The organism is Mycolicibacterium aromaticivorans JS19b1 = JCM 16368, from assembly GCF_000559085.1.
GTDB classification, from domain to species: Bacteria; Actinomycetota; Actinomycetes; order Mycobacteriales; family Mycobacteriaceae; genus Mycobacterium; species Mycobacterium aromaticivorans.
Window position 1 is genome coordinate 528,483 of record NZ_JALN02000001.1, and the last position, 20,602, is coordinate 549,084.

Annotated in this window: 15 protein-coding genes and 1 pseudogene; 8 read left to right on the forward strand and 8 right to left on the reverse strand. The window is 68.7% G+C overall.

The window, feature by feature from the left end; translation table 11 throughout:
• The first annotated feature begins 108 nt into the window (after positions 1-108).
• Positions 109-2,391: a molybdopterin-dependent oxidoreductase gene (locus Y900_RS02540; RefSeq protein ID WP_036338625.1), complete on the forward strand. Its 2,283-nt coding sequence runs from the start codon at positions 109-111 to the stop codon at positions 2,389-2,391.
• A 96-nt stretch (positions 2,392-2,487) separates the two neighbouring features.
• Positions 2,488-3,921 carry a PE-PPE domain-containing protein gene (locus Y900_RS02545; RefSeq protein WP_051659841.1) on the forward strand — a complete coding sequence of 478 codons (1,434 nt, stop codon included), beginning with the start codon at positions 2,488-2,490 and terminating at the stop codon, positions 3,919-3,921.
• Here the strand turns inward: Y900_RS02545 and hflX are convergent.
• The 5 genes from hflX to Y900_RS02570 form a co-directional block, all read right to left on the reverse strand.
• Entirely contained in the window at positions 3,918-5,321 is a 1,404-nt protein-coding gene (gene hflX, locus Y900_RS02550) for a GTPase HflX (protein ID WP_036338628.1), read from the reverse strand. The genes Y900_RS02545 and hflX overlap by 4 nt on opposite strands.
• A 72-nt stretch (positions 5,322-5,393) precedes the next feature.
• Positions 5,394-6,263 carry a diaminopimelate epimerase gene (dapF, locus tag Y900_RS02555; RefSeq protein WP_036338631.1) on the reverse strand — a complete coding sequence of 290 codons (870 nt, stop codon included), beginning with the start codon at positions 6,261-6,263 and terminating at the stop codon, positions 5,394-5,396.
• 15 nt (positions 6,264-6,278) lie between these two features.
• On the reverse strand, positions 6,279-7,196 hold the full coding sequence (gene miaA / locus Y900_RS02560) for a tRNA (adenosine(37)-N6)-dimethylallyltransferase MiaA (protein WP_036338635.1): 918 nt from the start codon (positions 7,194-7,196) through the stop codon (positions 6,279-6,281).
• Entirely contained in the window at positions 7,193-7,915 is a 723-nt protein-coding gene (locus Y900_RS02565; protein WP_036345655.1) for a class III extradiol ring-cleavage dioxygenase family protein, read from the reverse strand. Before Y900_RS02565 ends, miaA begins: the two co-directional genes overlap by 4 nt.
• Positions 7,916-7,935: 20 nt before the next feature.
• Complete coding sequence (locus Y900_RS02570) at positions 7,936-8,820, reverse strand: DMT family transporter (RefSeq protein WP_036345657.1); 885 nt, start codon at positions 8,818-8,820, stop codon at positions 7,936-7,938.
• 215 nt (positions 8,821-9,035) lie between these two features.
• Between Y900_RS02570 and Y900_RS02575 the strand changes: the two genes are divergently transcribed.
• Positions 9,036-10,361, forward strand: a complete 1,326-nt coding sequence (locus Y900_RS02575) for a DUF349 domain-containing protein (protein WP_051659842.1) — start codon at positions 9,036-9,038, stop codon at positions 10,359-10,361.
• Here Y900_RS02575 and Y900_RS02580 read toward each other — a convergent pair.
• Both Y900_RS02580 and miaB read right to left on the reverse strand, forming a co-directional pair.
• On the reverse strand, positions 10,358-10,954 hold the full coding sequence (locus tag Y900_RS02580; protein WP_036338641.1) for an Rv2732c family membrane protein: 597 nt from the start codon (positions 10,952-10,954) through the stop codon (positions 10,358-10,360). The genes Y900_RS02575 and Y900_RS02580 overlap by 4 nt on opposite strands.
• A complete protein-coding gene (miaB, locus tag Y900_RS02585; RefSeq protein WP_036338643.1) occupies positions 10,951-12,477 on the reverse strand; it encodes a tRNA (N6-isopentenyl adenosine(37)-C2)-methylthiotransferase MiaB in 1,527 nt (508 codons plus the stop codon). The genes Y900_RS02580 and miaB overlap by 4 nt, the downstream gene beginning before the upstream one ends.
• Before the next feature lie 117 nt (positions 12,478-12,594).
• Between miaB and Y900_RS02590 the strand changes: the two genes are divergently transcribed.
• From Y900_RS02590 to Y900_RS02605, 5 genes and pseudogenes are all read left to right on the forward strand, one after another.
• A complete protein-coding gene (locus Y900_RS02590) occupies positions 12,595-13,323 on the forward strand; it encodes an amino acid ABC transporter ATP-binding protein (RefSeq protein ID WP_036345660.1) in 729 nt (242 codons plus the stop codon).
• Positions 13,324-13,339: 16 nt separating this feature from the next.
• A pseudogene (locus Y900_RS32935) lies at positions 13,340-14,140 on the forward strand (glutamate ABC transporter substrate-binding protein); the annotation flags it as partial.
• Positions 14,141-14,173: 33 nt separating this feature from the next.
• Positions 14,174-14,848, forward strand: coding sequence for an amino acid ABC transporter permease (locus tag Y900_RS32940; protein WP_237752657.1), 675 nt, complete (start codon positions 14,174-14,176; stop codon positions 14,846-14,848).
• Positions 14,845-15,708 (forward strand): amino acid ABC transporter permease, encoded by an 864-nt coding sequence (locus Y900_RS02600; RefSeq protein ID WP_036338649.1) that lies wholly within the window; start codon positions 14,845-14,847, stop codon positions 15,706-15,708. The genes Y900_RS32940 and Y900_RS02600 overlap by 4 nt, the downstream gene beginning before the upstream one ends.
• Positions 15,709-15,762: 54 nt before the next feature.
• Positions 15,763-17,058, forward strand: a complete 1,296-nt coding sequence (locus tag Y900_RS02605; RefSeq protein WP_036338652.1) for a DUF1254 domain-containing protein — start codon at positions 15,763-15,765, stop codon at positions 17,056-17,058.
• A 62-nt stretch (positions 17,059-17,120) separates the two neighbouring features.
• On the opposite strand, the gene Y900_RS33420 is transcribed toward Y900_RS02605, so the two are convergent.
• On the reverse strand, positions 17,121-20,471 hold the full coding sequence (locus Y900_RS33420) for a hypothetical protein (protein ID WP_051659843.1): 3,351 nt from the start codon (positions 20,469-20,471) through the stop codon (positions 17,121-17,123).
• Between the last annotated feature and the right edge of the window lie 131 nt (positions 20,472-20,602).

Sequence of the window (20,602 nt, forward strand, 5' to 3'; positions counted from 1 at the left end):
GCAAACGAGGATAACCAACCGGATGGTTGGTTATCACGGTGGGCCTGCGCTGCGACGGGCGGATTCGCCAAAGTCGCTGGTGGAAGGTCCGCCGATTAGACTCCTGGGGTGTCCGACGCCCGCAGCAGCCTCGCCCACTGGGGAGCGTTTCGCGCCGACGTCGCCGACGGCGACATCGTCGCGGTCACCCCCTTTCCCGGCGATACCGACCCGTCTCCCCTGCTCGGCAACCTGCCCGGGTCGCTACGACATTCCTCGCGCATCGCCACACCTGCGGTCCGCCGCGGATGGCTGCTCGACGGGCCCGGGCCGAGCAGCGCCCGCGGCGCCGACGAGTTCGTCGCGCTGGACTGGGAGGAGCTGACGGAGCTTCTCGCCGGCGAACTGCGCCGGGTGGTCGACACCTACGGCAACCAGGCCATCTACGGCGGGTCCTACGGCTGGGCGAGCGCGGGGCGATTCCACCACGCCCAGAGCCAGGTCCACCGATTTCTGAAACTGCTTGGCGGATATACCTTCTCGCGGCACTCGTACAGCCTGGGCGCCACCGGCGTGATAATGCCGCGGGTGGTCGGCACCCATGACGACCTGTTCAAGCGGTCCACCGAATGGAACGTCATCGTCGAACACACCGAGCTGATGGTGTGCTTCGGCGGGGTGAACCTGAAGAACACCGGGATCAACCACGGGGGGACCACCGGGCACCCGGCCCGCGACGCTCTGCACCGGTTCCGGGCCAACGGCGGGAAGATCATCTCGATCAGCCCGCTGCGCAGCGACGTCGACGGCGAGTGCGACTGGCTGCCGGCCGTCCCCGGAACCGACGTGGCGATCATGCTGGCACTCGCCTATGTGCTGGCCACCGCGAACCTCGCCGACCGCGAGTTCCTCGACACCTACTGCACCGGCTACGAGCAGTTCGAGCGGTATCTGCTCGGCACCGAGGACGGTGTGCCGAAATCGCCGCAGTGGGCCGCCGAGATCTGCGGCATCGACGCCGCGATCCTCACCGAGCTGGCCACGACGATGGCCAGCCGGCGCACGATCGTCACCGTCAGCTGGTCACTGCAACGCGTCCGGCACGGCGAGCAGGCGCCGTGGATGGGGCTGACACTGGCGGCCATGCTCGGCCAGATCGGCCTCCCCGGAGGCGGATTCGGCCACGGGTACGGCTCGATGAACGAACCCGGCCTGCCGCCGCTGCGATACCGGCTGCCGACGCTGCCGCAGGGGGTCAACCCGGTCCGCACATTCATCCCTGTCGCGGCCGTCAGCGATATGTTGCTGCACCCCGGTGAGACGTTCACCTACAACGGCCGCACCTTGACTTATCCCGACATCAAATGCGTGTACTGGGCCGGCGGCAATCCCTTTCACCACCATCAGAACCTGTCCCGGCTGCGTCGCGCGCTGGGTCGCGTCGACACCGTGGTGGTGCACGAGCCGTACTGGACTGCAATGGCACGGCACGCCGACATTGTCGTGCCGTCCACCACCGCGTTCGAACGTGACGACTATTCCGGGTCGCGAAACGACCCCCTGCTGGTGGCGATGCCTGCGCTGGCTCGGCCCTACGCACGCTCGCGGGACGACTACACCACCTTTGCCTCGCTCGCCGAGCGCTTGGGCTTCGGCGAGCAGTTCACCGAAGGCCGCACCGCCCGGCAGTGGCTGGAGCACATGTACGAAAAGTGGTCGGAAGAAATCGATTTCGCGGTCCCCGGCTTCGATCAATTCTGGGCCGACGGGATGCTGCGGCTTCCGGTGGAGACGGGACTGACTCTGCTGGCCGACTTTCGCGCCGACCCGGCGCGGCACGCGTTGGCCACCCCCAGCGGCAAGATCGAGATCTTTTCCGACGACATCGCGCGTTTCGACTATCCGGACTGCGCCGGTCACCCGCGCTGGTATGAACCCGTCGAGTGGCTGGGCGGCGAACGCGCCCAACGCTTTCCGCTTCACCTGATCGCCAACCAACCGGCCACCCGGCTGCACGGCCAGCTCGACGGCGGTCCGGTCAGCCAGAATGCCAAAGTCCAGGGCCGCGAACCGATCCGGATGCATCCGTCCGACGCCGCGCAGCGCGGGCTGTCCGGCGGCGATGTGGTGCGGGTGTTCAACGACCGCGGATCGTGCCTGGCGGGGGTGGTCATCGACGAGGCGCTGAGGCCCCAGGTGGTGCAATTGTCCACCGGGGCTTGGTACGACCCGCTGGATCCCTCGGACCCGGATTCGATGTGCGTGCACGGCAACCCCAACGTGCTGACCGACGACGTCGGCACCTCGTCGCTGGCCCGCGGCTGCACCGGCGCTGCAGTGCTGGTGCAGATCGAGAAGTTCGACGGGCCGCTGCCGCCGGTGCGGGCGCACCGACCCCCGGTCATCCGATAACTGGTTTTCTCAGCTTTTTCTCACATTCGACGTACGACGTAAGTCCGCTCATGCCATCATCACAGCAATCTCGAAATCGATGAGGAAAGTTTGCTGATGCGTAAAAATCTCCGCACTGCCGCGCGCTCGGCGATGGTGGCCGTCCTGGCCACGTTCGCCACCATCGTTCTCGCTATCACCAGCACGATCACCGCGGCGATCAGCCTGGCGGCGGTGGCGCTGATCGTTCCCGGCACCGGCACGCCCAACCCGTCGCTGCCGCCGCGCGGCACTAACTACATGCAGAACGCAGTGAACTACTACATCCAGCCGCTGGATCCCGCCTGCGCGACAGTCTGCACTCCTGAGCCCGTCCCCTACATCGCACAGTTCTGGCCGTTCCCGTTCTCGGGCTGGGGCGGTCTCAACGGCGCGAAGTGGAACGTCTCGGTGGCCAGCGGCGTGCAGAGCCTCAACGACCAGATAGCCGCCGCCAACACGACCGATCCGGGCGGCGACATCGTGATCTTCGGCTACTCCCAGGGCGCGACGGTCTCCAACCTCGTCAAGCGTCAGCTGGCCGACGCCAACGGCGGTGTCATTCCGCAGCGCTATTCCTTCGTCTTCATCGGCGACCCCAACCGGCCCAACGGCGGCCTGTTCGAGCGGCTCGCCATGCTCGGCACGGTGCCGATCCTGGACACCACGTTCGGGCAGCCCGCGCCCACCGACACCACGGTGCTGCCGGCGGTGAACACCACCGACATCGCCTTCCAGTACGACGGCGTGGCCGATTTCCCGGCCAATCCGCTCAACGTTCTCGCCGATCTGAACGCGCTTGCCGGATTCTGGTACGTGCATGGAACGTACCTGGCGCCCAAGGGAACCGACCCGTCGACGGCGTTGCCCTATGGGTACACCATCCCTGAGCTCGAGACCGCGATGAACTGCTCGCAGAGCCCGAAGAACTGCCAGACCTACAACGACACGCTCTACATCACGATCCCGGCCAAGACACTGCCGATCATGCAGCCGCTGCTGGACATCGGCGCCGCGACCGGCACCACCGCGATCATCAAGCCGTTCGTCGACCTGATCTCGCCGGTTACCCGTGTGCTGATCGAAACCGGTTATGACCGAAGCAATTACGGGCAGCCGACACCCTTGACGATCTTCACGCCGATCAATCCGGTGAAGCTGGGCGTCGATCTCGCCAAGGCCGCCGTGCAGGGTATCCACGACGCGCTCGGCGACCTCGGTGTGGCGGTCCCCGCGGCGCCGTCCGCGCCGGCCTCGACCCCGGCGAGCACGCCGGCCACTGCGACCACCAGCGCGCCTGCCGCTCAGAAGGCGGCCCCCGAAACCGTGTCCAAGCCGGTGCTAGGCAAGGCAACGCCGAAGCCCAGCCTCACAGCCAAATCCGACAAGCCCAAGACCGGTGCCGAGGTCACGAGCTCCGGCAAGCCGGCGAAGGCGGGCACCGCTAAAAGCGGAAAGCCCGCAGCAGCAAGCGCTTCCGGGCACGGCAACTCGGCGAAGGACGCCGCCTAACTGCTGAATTCGCGCAGGCCTGCAGCCAGCGCGGCGGGCACCCGGGCTTTCAGGCGGGTGCCCGCTTCGGTGTGCTCGACGGCATCGACGTGCCCGTCGCTGTGCAACCGCGCGACCAGGTCGCCCCGGTCGTACGGGATCGTCACGTCGACGGTGATCTCGCGCGGTTCGACGAGCTCACCCAATCGGGCCCGCAGCCGCGGCAATCCCTCGCCGGTGTGCGCCGAGACGAAGACCGCACCGGGCAGAGCGCGACGCAACTGAGCCAGCATCAGGTCGTCGGCCGCATCGATCTTGTTGACCACCAACAACTCCGGGGCCGGCGGTGCGTGGTGGTCGTTCTGCACTTCGCGGATGACCTGACGAACAGCCTCGATCTGCGCGAGTGGGTTGCTGTCGGACCCGTCGACCACATGCACCAGCAGGTCGGCGTCGACAACTTCTTCCAGGGTGGAGCGGAACGCCTCGACCAGCTGGGTGGGCAGGTGCCGGACGAATCCGACGGTGTCGGTCAGTACGAACGGCCGCCCGTCGTCGAATTCGCCCCGCCGAGTGGTGGGTTCGAGGGTGGCGAACAGTGCGTTCTGCACCAGCACACCGGCACCTGTGAGCGCATTGAGCAGACTGGACTTCCCGGCGTTGGTGTAGCCGACGATCGCGATCGACGCGGTGTCGCTGTGCAGCCGCCGGCTGCGCTGCGTGTCGCGGATCTGTTTCATGTCCTTGATCTCGCGGCGCAGCTTGGACATCCGTTCGCGGATGCGGCGTCGGTCGGTTTCGATCTTGGTCTCACCGGGGCCGCGGGTACCCACGCCACCGCCCGCACCACCGGCCCGGCCACCGGCCTGCCGCGACATCGATTCACCCCAGCCGCGCAGCCGCGGCAGCATGTACTCCATCTGCGCGTACGCTACCTGCGCCTTACCCTCCCGGCTGGTGGCGTGCTGGGCGAAGATGTCCAGGATCAGGGCGGTCCGGTCGATCACCTTGACCTTGACCACCTTTTCCAGCGCGTTGAGCTGGGCGGGGCTGAGCTCGCCGTCGCAGATCACGGTGTCGGCGCCGGTCGCGATGACGATCTCGCGGAGTTCCTGCGCCTTGCCGGAGCCGATATAGGTGGAGGGGTCGGGCTTGTCTCGGCGCTGGATCAGCCCTTCGAGCACCTCGGAACCGGCGGTTTCGGCCAGCGCAGCCAGTTCGGCGAGGCTGGCCTCGGAGTCGGCGGCGCTGCCCTCGGTCCACACCCCCACCAGGACGACCCGTTCCAGCCGCAGCTGGCGGTACTCGACCTCGGTGATGTCGGTGAGTTCGGTGGAGAGCCCGGCCACCCGCTTGAGGGCGGCGCGGTCTTCCAGCGCGAGTTCGCCGACGCTGGGGTCGGGGGCGTCAGCTCTTGTCATAGGTGTTTCTGTCATAAGCGGTAATCGATGGTGCCACGGGTGTCCGACGTCGTGCACCTGAATAACGTGCCTTCAGAGTTGGGCCGCCCACCAGTCGTCGGCGAGTTCGCCGTGCGCGACGAGGACCGAAGGGCCCCGCAGCGAGCTGGAGGTGTGGCTGACCTCGACGGTGACCTCGCCGCCGGGAATGCGGACGCGCAGCGTGCCGGTGGACAGGTTGAGGTGAGCCAGGGCCGCGACCGCAGCGGCGACAGTTCCGGTTCCACAGGAGCGTGTTTCACCGACACCCCGTTCGTGTACCCGCATGCTGACTGCGCCATCGCGGGCGATTGTCAGCACCTCGACGTTCACACCGTCCGGGAACTGGCCGCGGTCGAAGAGCACCGGCGCGGCGACGTCGAGTTCGGCCAGCGCTTTTTCGGTGAGATCCGGATCCAGGCAGGCCAGGTGCGGGTTCCCGACGTCGACACCGACGCCGGTGAAGTGCCTGCCGCCGACGGTGGCTGTCCCGCTGCCGAGCAGGTTGACCTTGCCCATGTCGACGGTGACCTCGGCTGCCAGAGCGTCGGCGTGGTGCACGACCACCGGGCGCGGTCCGGCCAGGGTGCCGACCACGAACTCGTCGCGCTGCTCCAGGCCGCTGGCCCGCAGGTAGTGCGCGAAGACCCGGACCCCGTTGCCGCACATCTGGGCGATCGAGCCGTCGGCATTGCGGTAGTCCATGTACCAGTCGCCGCTGTCCACGCCTTCGGGCAGCCGGTCCAGCACGCCGGCTTCGACGACCGCTCCGGCGGTGGTGACCCGCAGCACGCCGTCGGCGCCAAGGCCCCGGCGCCGGTCGCACAGCGCGGCCACGGCGGCGGGCGCCAACTCCAGCTGCGCGGGCAGGTCGGGCAGCAGCACGAAGTCGTTCTCGGTGCCGTGCCCCTTCGAGAAGATCATGCGAAGATCACCTGATCAGGATACGTCCCGCCACCGGGCGACCACCTCGTCGGCAAGGTCGGGGGCGGCACCGTCGAGCCAGCGGATGCGATGGTCGCGGCGAAACCACGACCGCTGCCGGCGCACATAACGCCGGGTGCCGATGAAGGTCAGCTCGCGCGCCTGGGCCAGATCCTGATCTCCGGCGCCGGCGTCCAGCGCGGCGAGCACCTGGGCGTAGCCGAGTGCCCGCGCGGCGGTCACGCCCTGCCGAAGCCCGGCGTCGAGCAGTGCGCGCACCTCACCGACCAGGCCGGCCTCGAACATGAGGTCGGTGCGACGCGCCAGACGCTCGTCGAGAATGCTTGTGTCCCAGTCCAATCCGATGATGACCGTGTCCCAGCGCGGCGCGCCGATCTGGGGTGCCGACGCCGCGAACGGCTGGCCGGTCAGTTCGACCACCTCCAGCGCGCGCACGATCCGGCGGCCGTCGGTGGCCAGGATCGACTCGGCCGCGGCCGGATCGCGGCGGCCCAACTCGGCGTGTAGGGCGGCCACCCCGATCTCGGCGAGCCGGCGTTCCCACCGGGCCCGCACCTCGGGATCGGTGGCCGGGAACGCCCAGTCGTCGAGCAGCGACTGGATGTAGAGCATCGAGCCGCCCACGATCACGGGCGGCACTCCGCGCGACGCGATCGTCTCGACGTCGGCGGCGGCGGCCTCCTGGTAGCGCGCCACGGTCGCGGTCTGCGTCACGTCGAGGACGTCGAGCTGGTGGTGCGGGATGCCGCGTCGTTCGGCGACGGTGAGCTTGGCGGTGCCGATGTCCATGCCGCGGTACTGCTGCATGGCGTCGGCGTTGACGATTTCGCCGCCGAGGCGTTCGGCGACGTCGAGGGCCAGCGCCGACTTCCCGGTGCCCGTCGGCCCGATCACGGCGATCGGCCGGGTCATGCCGATTCCCGGGTCGCTGCGCTCCTGCCCTCCGCTGCATGCCACGTACCGACGAAGTACCCCACCCCGTACGGCGCGCCCCGCACCAACTCGGTGGCCTCCTGCGGCCCGGAACCCACCAGCCCGGCCAGCACCTGGTACGCGACCCGGCCGACGATGCCGCCGGGGAGCCCGGCCAGCGCAGCACTGTCACCTGAGGCCAGCGCATCGTCGAGGGCGGCTTGCGCGGCCGTCGCGGCGGGGTCGTAGCCGCCGGGCGCGGGCGGCGTCAACGTGTTGGCGCCGTCGGCGACCACCAGCACACCGACCGGGTCGTCGGTGGCGTCGATCTCGGCGCGCAGCAGTCGCCCGAACTCCAGAGCCCGGTCGGCGTCGTGGTCGGCGTCGTACACCCGGACCTGCGCTCGGGCCGCGGGGCTTGCCTGCCCACGCAACCACCCGGTGAACAGTGCGCACAGGGGCAACCCACGCACCGCCGGCGCAGCGTCCGGGGACAGCGCGACGGGGACCTCCACCCCGTAGCCGGCGAAGGTCCCGCGAGTGTCGGCCTCGATGGTCTGATCGGCCGCGCCGACGCCGATGGCAACCCACAGATCAGGTAGCGCAGCGGCAGCTTTCAGCGCGGCGTCGCGAAAATCGGCCACCTCGGCGGCGGCCGCACCGGCCAGTTCGGGCACCAGGACGGGCGCCGAGGGCGTCAGGACAACGGCGGACAGCACGTCCCCCACGCTAGTGGCCGTCAGCCGACCACCGGCTCGGCGGGATCCGGCATCGGCGCGGCCTCGGTGCGGGCCAACTCCACCGTGGCCGCGATCATCACCACGACGGCGATCACCAGAAGCGCCCAGCCGGACCGGCCGGGGCGCAACATCTCCCCGAGGATGGCGACGCCGAGAACCGAGGCGACCAATGGTTCGCTCACCGTGACCGCGGGGAGCGAGGCTGCCATCGACCCGGCCCGGAACGACGATTGCTGAATCGCCGTCGCCGCGATGGCCACCACCGCCCACACGTAGAGCTCGGGAAGCTTGAGCACCGCCACGATCCCGTGATCGAGTTCGTCGACCACGCCCTTCATCAGCACGGCGAACAACCCCCACAACGAGCCCGCCACCAGCCCCAGCAATACCGCCGCCACCGGTTTGCCCCGAAAGAGGCGCGCCCCCAGCAGGCATAGCAGCAAAACCGGACCGAGCGTGGCCGCCACCCAGCTCCACATCTCGAACCCGGCCCGCGCCTGCCCCTTGGACGGGTCGCCGACCGTGACGATCACGGCAACGGCCGCGGCCAGCAGCACAGCCCAGATCCACTGGTAGCGAGTGATCCGACGGCCCGCGAAGCGCGCGCTCAACGGCAGCGCGAACAGCAGGGACGTCACGATCAGGGCCTGCACCAGCAGGACCGAGCCGAATCCCAGTGCGGCAGCCTGCAACGCGAATCCGCCGGCAGCCACCAGGCTGCCCAGCCACCAGGTCTTGTCCCTGAGCAACTGCAGGAACAGGGCGATGGGACCGACCTGTTCGTCGGTGACGTCGTGGGCGGAACGTTGCTGGATGACGTCGCCGATCGCGATCAGCAGCGCGGCCCCTAGGGCGAACAGGGTGGCGATGTCCGACCTGTGCATCACTGATCTCCTCGTGCTCGGGCAGTCAGCGTGCCCGCCGATTGGCGTCGTCCGCAACCTCAGACCAGCCAACCCGGGCGCATGGGTGGCATCGACCTGGTTCAATACCAACGAGGACGGCGGCCGTGACCACGGTCGCCGGACGTGCAGCAGTGGCGCCGCGTCGCGCGGCAGATGCGCGGGAACACCGCGCGGAGGGTAGGTGAGGCGAGTCCATGACGATCGACCAACCCAGCGCCGACGGAGCCCCGAAGCCGGCTCCCCGACCGGGACCGCCACGACCCGTCCCCAAACCCCACGCACCCACCGCCCCGGTGATACTGCCGCCATCGAGCGACCCACACCGGTTCGGCCGCGTCGACGACGATGGCACGGTCTGGCTGATCACCTCGGACGGCGAACGCAATATCGGCTCGTGGCAGGCCGGCGACACCGAGGCGGCCTTCGCCCACTTCGGCAGGCGCTTCGAAGATCTCGCCACCGAGGTCACGCTGATGGAGACCCGGCTGGCCTCCGGCACCGGCGATGCCCGCAAGATCAAAGCGGCGGCTGCCTCGCTGGCTGAAACGCTGCCCACGGCAAGCGTTCTCGGCGACCTCGACGCGCTGGCCGCTCGACTGACCGCGATCCGCGACCACGCCGAGGAAACCGCGGCGGCCGATCGGGCCCGTCGCGAGCAACACCGGGCCGAGCAGACCGCACGCAAGGAGGCGCTGGCCGCCGAAGCCGAGGAGCTGGCGACGAGCTCCACCCAGTGGAAGGCCGCCGGCGACCGGCTGCGCGCGATTCTCGACGAGTGGCGCACCATCACCGGCCTGGACCGCAAGACCGACGACGCGCTGTGGAAGCGCTACTCGGCGGCCCGCGAAACATTCAACCGGCGCCGGGGCTCGCACTTCGCCGACCTGGACCGCGAACGCGCCGGCGCCAGGCAGGCCAAGGAGCAGTTGTGCGTGCGCGCCGAGGAGCTGGCCGGCTCCACCGACTGGTCGGCGACGGCGGCGGCGTTCCGCGATCTGCTCGCCGAGTGGAAGGCCGCCGGCCGGGCAGCCAAGGACGTCGACGACACCCTGTGGCATCGATTCAAGGCGGCCCAGGACACCTTCTTCGCCGCGCGCAATGCGGTGAATGCCGAGCGCGACAGCGAATTCCAGGCCAATGCCGCCGCCAAGGAGGCCTTGCTGGCCGAAGCGGAGAAACTCGACACCTCCAACCCGGACGCGGCCCGCTCGGCATTGCGGACCATCACCGACAAGTGGGATGCGATCGGCAAGGTGCCGCGGGAGCGGTCGGCCGATCTGGAACGCCGGTTGCGTGCGGTCGAGAAGAAGGTGCGCGACGCCGCCGACTCGGGGCGCACCGATCCGCAGGCGCAGGCCCGCGCCGAGCAGTTCCGCGCACGGGTCGAGCAGTACGAGCGGCAGGCCGAGAAGGCTGAAGCCGCGGGCCGCACCAAAGATGCCGAAGCGGCCAGGGCCAGCGCCGAGCAATGGCGGCAGTGGGCCGACGCGGCAGTCGAGTCGCTCAGTAAGAAGCGTTAATCCGCGGCCGGAGGCTGCTTGCGCTCACGATGCTCGACGTCGTCGAGCAGGCTGCGGGACTGGCCCTCCCTCGCGGCGGCGCGGCGCTGTTCCTCGGCCGCCAGCTGCACCGCGGTGCGCGTCCAGACCACCCGCGCCCAATGGAAGGTCAGCAGGATGACCGCCACCCAGCCCAGCAGCAACCCGATACCCGGCCCGGGATGGCCGTGCACGGCCGTCTGCCGGGACCACACGGCCAGCAGACCGAGCGCGCAGGACAGCGCAGACCCGGCGAGGGCGACCCAGGCCAGCACCCAGCGCCGGGTGGTCAGTGCCAGCATCGAGAAGCCGACGCCGAACACCAGCGCGAACCAGCTGAACAACCGAGACGGTAGGGCGATTCCCACACTGATCGCCTTGTCGTCGCCCATCAGGACGTCGACGCCGCGGGCGGCGCCGGTGTGCGGCAGGATCAGCGACACCAGCAGGACGAACACCAGGATCGCCACCACCATGGCGCGAGCTCCCGGCTGGATCTCTCCGGCGACCTTGCGCTCGGCCTTCTCCATGTCGGAGCGGTAGGCCTCGCTCGGGTCTTCGTCGTGGCGACTCATTGCTGGCATCCCGTCGTTTCCTCGATCTGCGGTCTGCCCACCGGCGGCAGCCCCAGACCGACGGTACGGGGCCGTTGCCCGGCGGCGTGGGCGTCGCCGGCGCGGGTGCGGCGGTGACGGTGCAGCGGCGCATCGGCGATCAGATGGTGTGGAGCAGCGCCGGTGACCGTTGTGGTCACGATGTCGCCGGGGCGCGGGGTGGCATCGCCCGGCGAGAAATGCACCAGCCGGCCGTCGCGCGCGCGTCCGCTCATCCGGGCGGTGCTGGCGTCTTTGCGGCCCTCTCCGGTGGCCACCAGCAATTCGACCTCACGACCGATCTGCGCGGTGTTCTCCTCGAAGGAGATCTGCTCCTGCAGCTCGATGAGCCGGTCATAGCGTTCCTGCACAACGGCTTTGGGAAGCTGGCCGTCGAGATCGGCGGCCGGGGTGCCGGGACGCTTGGAGTACTGGAAGGTGAAGGCGGTGCTGAACCGTGCCCGGCGCACCACGTCCAGGGTGGCGGCGAAATCGTCCTCGGTCTCGCCGGGGAAGCCGACGATGATGTCGGTGGTGATCGCCGCATGCGGCATAGCCGCGCGCACCCGGTCAATGATGCCGAGATACTTCTCGGCACGGTAGGAGCGCCGCATCGCCCGCAGCACACGGTCCGACCCGGACTGCAGCGGCATATGAAGGGCGGGGCAGACATTCGGGGTCTGGGCCATCGCCTCGATGACGTCGTCGGTGAACTCGGCCGGGTGCGGTGAGGTGAACCGGACGCGCTCCAACCCGTCGATGCGCCCACAGTCGCGCAGCAGTGCGGCGAACGCGCCACGGTCGCGGGGGGTACCGGGGTCGGCGAACGAGACACCGTAGGCGTTGACGTTCTGGCCCAGCAGGGTGATCTCCAGGACGCCCTGGTCGACCAGCGACTGCACCTCGGCGACGATCTCGTCGGGCCGGCGGTCCACTTCCTTGCCGCGCAGCGCTGGCACGATGCAGAACGTGCAGGTGTTGTTGCAGCCGACCGATATGGAAACCCATGCGGCGTAGGCAGATTCGCGCGCAGCGGGCAGCGTTGACGGGAATTCACGCAGCGACTCGGCGATTTCGACCTGAGCCTGCCGGTTGTGCCGGGCCCGTTCGAGCAGCGTGGGCAGTGAGCCGATGTTGTGTGTGCCGAACACGACGTCGACCCAGGGCGCTTTCTTCAGCAGGCCTTCGCGGTCTTTCTGGGCCAGGCAGCCGCCCACCGCGATCTGCATGTCGGGATCGGCTTGCTTGCGCGGCGCCAGGTGGCTGATGTTGCCGTACAGCTTGTTATCAGCATTTTCCCGGACCGCGCACGTGTTGAACACCACCACGTCGGCGTCGGCACCCTCGGGTGCGCGGTGATATCCGGCGGCCTCGAGGAGTCCGGCGAGCCGCTCGGAATCGTGGACGTTCATCTGACATCCGTAGGTGCGCACCTGATAGGTGCGACCTTCACCCGAAGCGGGCGGTTCGCCCGTCGGATTGTTGTTGGTCAGCACCGATGTCACCTGCTCATCGTACGGAGCATTGCGAGGTGGAGAGAAATCGCGGATTGGTCAACGCTCGGCAAACTGGGGGTTACCTGGGTAGGGTCTGAACGCATGGGACGCGACGGCGAGAAGCCGATGATCTCGATCAAAGGCGTCGATAAGCACTTCGGCGAACTACACGTACTCAAGAACATCAATCTCGAGGTCGACCGCGGTCAGGTGGTCGTGGTCCTCGGGCCGTCGGGCTCGGGTAAGTCGACATTGTGCCGGACGATAAATCGGCTGGAGACGGTCGATTCCGGGACGATCGAAATCGACGGCGAGCAGTTGCCCGCGGAGGGGCGCAAGCTGGCGCAGTTGCGCTCCGACGTAGGCATGGTCTTCCAGTCCTTCAATCTCTTCGCGCACAAGACCATCCTCGAGAACGTCACGCTCGCGCCGGTGAAGGTGCGCAAGACCGACAAAGCCAAGGCGCGCGAAAAGGCCATGGCGTTGTTGGAGCGGGTAGGGGTGGCTAATCAGGCCGAGAAATATCCTGCTCAGCTCTCCGGTGGTCAGCAGCAGCGCGTGGCCATCGCCCGCTCGCTGGCGATGGACCCGAAGGTGATCCTGTTCGACGAGCCGACCAGCGCGCTGGACCCCGAGATGGTCAACGAGGTGCTGGCGGTGATGACCTCCCTGGCGTCCGAGGGCATGACGATGGTGGTGGTCACCCACGAGATGGGCTTCGCTCGCCGCGCCGCCGACCGGGTGGTGTTCATGGCCGAGGGCGCGATCGTGGAGGACGCCCCGCCCGCCGAGTTCTTCGACAACCCACGATCCGAGCGCGCCAAAGACTTCCTCGGCAAGATCCTCAACCACTAGCGCGAGAGGCCAAGACATGTTGTCACGGGCTGTGCGCCTGCTGGTGATCGCGATGATCGCGCTGGCGCTTCCATTCGCCATGACCGCCTGCGGGGGCAGCGGCAAGAAGATCACCATCGGCACCAAATTCGACCAACCCGGTCTCGCGGTGAAGAAGCCGGACGGGACGATGGCCGGCTTCGATGTCGACGTCGCCACCTACGTCGCCGGCCAGCTCGGCTACAAGCCGGACGAGATCGAATGGAAAGAGGCGCCGTCCGGGCAGCGCGAGACACTGATCCAGAACGGTCAGGTGGACTTCATCGCCGCGTCCTATTCGATCACCGACGCCCGCAAGCAGAAGGTCGACTTCGCCGGCCCGTATCTGATCACCGGTCAGAGCCTGCTGGTGCGCGCCGACAACAACGACATCACCGGCGCGGATTCGCTGCAGAACGGCAAGCGCCTGTGTTCGGTGTCGGGATCCACGCCCGCGCAGCGGATCAAGGACAAATACCCGGGTGTCCAACTGCAGCAATACGATACGTATTCGGCGTGTGTCGAAGCGTTGCGCAATGGCGCGATCGACGCGGTGAGCACCGACGAGGTGATCCTGGCCGGCTTCGCCGCGCAGTTCCCCGGCGCGTTCAAGATCATCGGCAAGCCGTTCTCCAAGGAGCCCTACGGTATCGGGCTGCGCAAGGGCGACAGTCAGCTGCGGACGAAGATCAACGACGCGATCGTGAAGATGGAGAAGGACGGCGACTGGAAGGCCGCCTTCGACAAGAATCTCGGCCCGGCCGGGATCACCGCGCCGCCTCCCCCGCCGCTGGATACTGGCGGGACGGCGGGGCAGGCCCAGCACGTCGACATTCTCGGCAAGTACAAGAGCCAGATCATCCGGGCGTTCTGGACGACCATCCAGCTCACGTTCTTCGCCGCGATCGGGGCCTTGATCCTCGGCACATTCCTTGCGGCGATGCGACTTTCGCCGGTTCCGATGCTGCGGACGCTGGGCACCGCCTACGTCAACGTGGTGCGTAATACGCCCCTGACGTTGATCATCCTGTTTTGCTCGTTCGGGTTGGCGCAGACATTGGGTGTCACGCTGGCCGATCCGAAGTCGCCGACGTCGATCGCGGACAGCAACTTTCGGCTGGCCGCACTGGGTTTGACACTCTACACGGCCTCGTTCGTCTGCGAGACGGTGCGCTCAGGCGTCAACACGATCCCGCTGGGCCAGGCCGAGGCCGCTCGTTCGCTGGGGCTGACGTTCGGTCAGAACCTGCGAATAATTCTGCTGCCGCAGGCTTTTCGGGCGGTGATCATCCCACTGGGCTCGGTGTTGATCGCCTTGGTCAAGAACACCACGATCGCCTCGGCGATCGGCGTGGCCGAGGCGGCACTGCTGATGAAGGAGATGATCGAGAACACCGCGGCACTGTTGGTGGTGGGCACGATCTTCGCGATCGGCTTCGTGATACTGACTCTGCCACTGGGGTTGTTGTTCGGGTGGCTCGGCAAGCGGTTGGCGGTGGCCAGATGAGCGAAGCCTCGGTTCTCTACGACGTCCCGGGACCGCGGGCGAAGGTCCGCGACCGGGTGACGTCGGTGGTGACGATCGCCGTCCTGGTCCTGGTCCTCTGGGCCGTGGTCGCGAAGCTCGCGAGCAAGGGTCAGCTGACAGCCGCGAAGTGGCACCCATTCTTGACCGCCGATCTTTGGAAAACGTATGTGCTGCCCGGCATTCAGGGCACGCTGACCGCCGCGGCGTTGTCGATCGTGCTGGCGGGGGTGCTCGGCTTCGCCCTCGGCGTGGGGCGGATGTCACCCAATAGTGTCGTGCGCTGGCCGTGCGCGGTGATCGTGGAGTTCTTCCGCGCCGTGCCCGTGCTGATCATGATGATCTTCGCGTACTTCCTGTTCGCGCTGTATGACGTCTTTCCCTCCAAGCAGCTGGCTCTGGCCGGTGTGGTGACCGGACTGACGCTCTACAACGGCGCGGTGATCGCCGAGATCGTGCGGGCCGGTGTGAGTTCGCTGCCGCGCGGGCAGTCTGAGGCCGCTTCGGCCCTGGGTCTGCGGTGGGGCCAGACGATGCGCGCGATCCTTCTCCCCCAGGCGGTGACATCGATGCTGCCGGTGCTGGTGTCGCAGCTGGTGGTGGTGCTGAAGGACACCGCGATCGGTTACCAGATCACGTTTTTGGAGATGGTCCGGCAGGGCACTGTGGTGGGCTCGACCTACGGCAACTACATTCCGGCGTTGATCGTGATCGCGGTGTTGATGATCAGCGCGAACTTCGCGTTGTCGTCGGCCGCAACCCGGCTGGAGCGGCGGTTGCGCCGTTCCAAGCGCGCGGGTGTCCCAGTGCAGACGCAGGCCGCGCTGGAACCGGGCGACTAGACAGGCCGATCGGGTAGGGTCGGCGCACAATTTGACGCCGACGATAGGACGCACATGAGCACCTTGTCCGCTGACCTGCGCACGCTCAGCTACGAGGCGTACATCTACTTCTATCCGTTGGTAACGATGGATGTTTCGCGACTTCAGACACTCAACCGTTCGGGAATCGGTGCCGGGCCGCCCAACGAGTTTCACCACATCCGGCAGTACCCGGACGCCGCCTTCCGCGCGGTGGTGCGCCCCAACTTCGACACGCTGTACTCGTCGGCGTGGCTCGACCTGACCCTGGGCCCGGTGATCCTCGACGTTCCCGACACCGACGACCGGTACTTCATGCTGCCACTGCTGGACATGTGGACCGACGTCTTCGCCAATCCCGGGAAGCGAACGTCCGGAACCGGACCGCAGCGCTACGCGATCGTAGGCCCCGGCCACAGCGGTGAGCTGCCGCAGGGCGTTGCGGTGATCCACGCACCGACGCCGTATGTGTGGATCATCGGCCGTACTCAAACCAACGGGCCCGCCGACTACCCGGCCGTGCATGCCGTTCAGGACGGCTACACCCTGACCCCGCCGGCAGCGCCGGCGTTCGTCCGGGACGATGCCTACGACGTCACCACCGAGCCGCTGCGCAAGGTCAATGCCATGGCAGCACTCGACTATCTGTCCTACGCCGCGGATTTGCTGTGCGTGAATCCGCCGCACCCGACCGACTTTTCGATCCTGGCCCGACTATCCGGCCTGGGCATTGAGGTGGGTAAGCCGTTCGATGCGCAGCGGTTCTCCGCCGAGCAGCGTGCCGAGATCGAGGCGGGAGCACAGGACGCACTTGCCGCCATCACGTCGTCCGCCCCGACGTTGGGCAACATCGTCGACGGGTGGATGACCCTGAGCGAGGGTATGGGCGTCTACGGCAACGCGTATCTGCGGCGTGCCGTGGTCACGCTGGTGGGGCTGGGAGCCAACCCTGCCGAGGATGCGGTGTATCCCATGCTGGTGACCGACGCCGACGGCCAGCCGCTGGCCGGCGAGAACGACTACGTCATCCACTTCGATGCCGGCGAGCTCCCCCCGGTGGATGCCTTCTGGTCGGTGACGATGTACGACGCCGAGGGTTATCAGGTCGCCAACGAGATCGATCGCTTTGCCATCGGCGATCGGGATACGTTGCTGTACAACGCAGACGGTTCACTGGATCTGTACTTGCAGCACCGCAACCCAGGCCCCGAGAAGGTGGCCAACTGGCTGCCCGCACCGCTGGGGACTCTTGGGGTGACGATGCGGCTGTACGCCCCGCGCCGCGAGGTGATCTCCGGTGCGTGGCATCCGCCCGCAGTGCGCCGGGCGTGAACACACCAGAGCGCAGCTGCCCGAAAGTCAAGCCGCCCAGGCGGATTGCGCCACGCCATCGCTTACGGGTACGCGCCGCGTAGGCCGCCGGTACCGCCTACGCCGGACGAGCCGTTACCGCCGTTCGATCCGGGGTACCCGAGAAGGGCGCCTTGGAGGCCGCCCGCACCACCAGCACCGCCTATGCCGAAGAAGCCGCCTGGACCGCCGGTACCGAACAAGCCCCGGTTGTTGCCCCCATTGCCGCCGTTGCCGCCGTTACCGGCGTGCCCCCCGTTACCGCCGTAGCTGTAGCCCTTCAGACCCCCGTGTGTGAGCTCTAGTCCCCCGTTGCCGCCGTTACCGCCATCCCCGCCACCACCTCCCCGGCCACCGGCACCACCGGCACCGAAGTAGCCGACAAAATCGCCGCCGGCACCGCCGGCTCCGCCGTTAGCGCCCAGGCCGGCGTTACCGCCCAGGCCGGCGTTGCCATTGACCTTCCCCGCTACGACGCCGGCCATGCCGCCGACCCCCCCGGTCCCGCCCTTGCCCCCGACACCGCCGGTGCCGCCTGCACCGCCGGTCCTCTTGAGGAGTTGAAGGACGTTGGGAGCGTATGGGCCGTCGGTGTAATAGGGGGCGGTCCCCCGGCCGCCAGCGCCGCCCGCACCGCCGACGCTGCCGTCACCGCCGTTGCCACCGTGGCCGCCATATGAGTTGAGTTGTCCACTCCCGCCGGCCCCGCCGACGCCGCCATTTCCGCCGACGGCGCCAGCGCCGCCGTCACCGCCGCGACCGCCGTTGCCGTTAGACCCTGCCGCGCCGCCGGCCCCGCCCACTCCCGCGGCGCCGGCGTTGCCGCCGTCACCGCCGTCTGCGCCTCGGCTGGACACATTCCGTTGCCGGCTGTAGCCGCCGGTGCCGCCGACCCCGCCGGATCCGCCAATCCCGGCGTTGCCGCCGACCCCTCCAGCGCCGCCATCGCCAGAGCTCGAGCCACCCCTGCCGCCGGCGCCGCCATTGCCCGCATCGCCGCCGACACTGCCCTTGCCCGCGGCGCCCCCAGCCCCGCCATTGCCCCCACTGAAGGCGGTCTCAACACCTTCGCCGCCGTGACCGCCGGTGCCGCCCCTTCCGCCAGTGCCTCCGTTGCCACCAGCCCCGCCGGCGCCGCCGTTACCTGAGCTCAGGGCGCCACCGCCGGCACCGCCGGCGCCGCCCTTGCCCGCGAGGCCACCCGCCCCCGCGACACCTCCTGGTTTGCCATTGAAGTTGGCCGAGGAGATCCCGTAACCCGATGCGCCATTGCCGCCGTTGCCGCCTTGTCCGCCGGTGCCGCCCGTGCCGCCCGCACCGCCGGCGCCGCCGTTGCCTGAGCCAGCAGCGACACCGCCGACCCCGCCCATTCCGCCGTTGCCCGCGTTGCCGCCGATGCCGCCGGATCCCATGGATACGATGCCGTTCCCGCCGTGGCCGCCATTGCCGCCGATCCCCCCGGCTCCGCCGGCTCCGCCGTTGCCTGAGATGGAACCGCCGAGACCTCCCGCAGCGCCGTCCCCGCCGTTTCCGCCGGCGGTTCCAGCAGTTCCGTTGATCGTGGGGGTGTGGCCGTTCCCACCGTTCCCCCCGGCGCCACCGGCTCCCCCGGCGCCACCGTTGCCGACCGATCCTCCGTTGCCTCCAGCGCCGCCGTTGCCGCCGCTGACCCCGGTAAGGGCGGCGGGAAGGCTGGCGCCGCTGAATCCCCTTCCACCGTTGCCGCCGTTGCCGCCGCTGCTGACCGCGACGCCGCCCGAGCCCGTGGCGCCCTGGTGGCCGCTGCCGAGTACGCCACCGCTGCCCGCTACGCCGCCGGCACCGCCGACGCCGCCCGCGCCCGGGTTACCGCCGTTGCCGCCCGCGCCGCCGTTGCGAATCAAGTAATTGCCGTCGGCACCGTTGCCACCGCTGCCGGGTGTGCCGCCGGTACCGCCGACGCCGCCCGCACCGCCATCGCCGTCGAGTCCGGCATGCCCCGCGCCGCCCGCCGTACCACCGCCGGCACCACCGGCACCGCCGACGCCGCCGGCACCGCCGGTGGCTCCGTTGGCGCCGTTGCCTCCTGTGCCTGTGCCCACTTGTGAGCTGAAAAACGAGCCGAATTCGCCGTGGGCGCCGTTGGTGCCGGTGCCGCCGGTACCGCCGCGGCCCCCGACGCCGCCGACCCCACCCTTGCCGCCGTCACCAGAGGTCGAGCCGCCGAGGCCGCCCGCACCACCGCGCCCGCCTGCGCCGCCGGTGGCGCCGTTTCCGGCGGGAATGGCGGCGACGTGCCGTCCGAGAGCATCCAGAATGACGAACCCGGGGTTGCCGTCCTTGCCGGCTGCCCCGCTGCCGCCGGCACCGCCGTCGCCACCGTTGCCGACCGATCCACCGTTACCGCCGGCGCCCCCGGCGCCCCCTGCGCCGTGGTTGATCCCGGTTACTCCTGCTGCGCCGGCCCCGCCGGCCCCGCCGTTGCCGACGTACAACCCACCGGCCCCGCCGTTACCACCGGCCCCGTTGTTGATTCCGATGACGCCGTCGCCGCCGTTGCCGCCGTTGCCTTCCAATTCGGCGTCGCCACCGGCGCCGCCGTTGAATCCGTTGCCGCCGTTGCCGATCAAGCCTGATCGTCCGCCGTTACAGGCTTTCCCGCCCGTGCAGGTGGTCGCGTCGTAGCTGAATCCATTGCCCATCAGGAGCCCGGCATTGGGATGCTCAGCTGTGCCGTCGCGGACGAAGACCCGCATGAGGTCGCCGATCGGATCCGGGATCAAGACAGGGACGGCAGCGCCCGAATTGACGCCAGACGTCACCTGACTGAGTGTGCGTTCGGTCGCCGAGACACCCACCTCACGGCGCGCAAACGCCAACGCAGCCCAGATCACCGGCGCCGCAATCGGTTCCCCTGGATGCCCGGCAGGTGACTGCGGCGCCGACCGCAAACCCGATGACGGCGAAAAGCCGGCGGCGAAACTGCTCTCCTGCTGCACCGCGGGCGCTGGCAGCGAGACTGCTGCGGCATTGGGCTGAGATACCTTGGCGGCAGCTGATGCCGCGCGCTGCACCGGCGGATGGGCATTATCGGATGTCGCACTGCCTGCCGACGGTCCGCCGCTGCCGCGGCCACGTGCGTCAGCCACGCTGTACGGACGCGAGGCGCCGGCGGCCGTGGAGCGAACACCATCGCGGTGTATGTCTCGCACGCCTGGCTTCACCGCCGACGCCGGGCCTCGCGAACCGGTGGTGGTGGAACGGCCCGTGCCGGCCACACCAGCGGTCCGGTCATTGGTCTGGCCGGCCCCTGTGTCAGCCGAGGCCACCACCGGGCTCCACGCGATCGCGGACCCGATCCCCAGCGCAGCCGCCAACGCGCCAATCCGGCCGATATTCGCGGCGTAACTCTTCAATTGAGGCCCTCCCGGTGAATCACCGACGTGCGGCGACGCTTGCCCCGATGATTGTGTGCTCCTGATCGGTGGACCTGATCCGAAAGTCACTACCTGATTTCGGCGTGAGCAAATAGAACTACTACCTACCG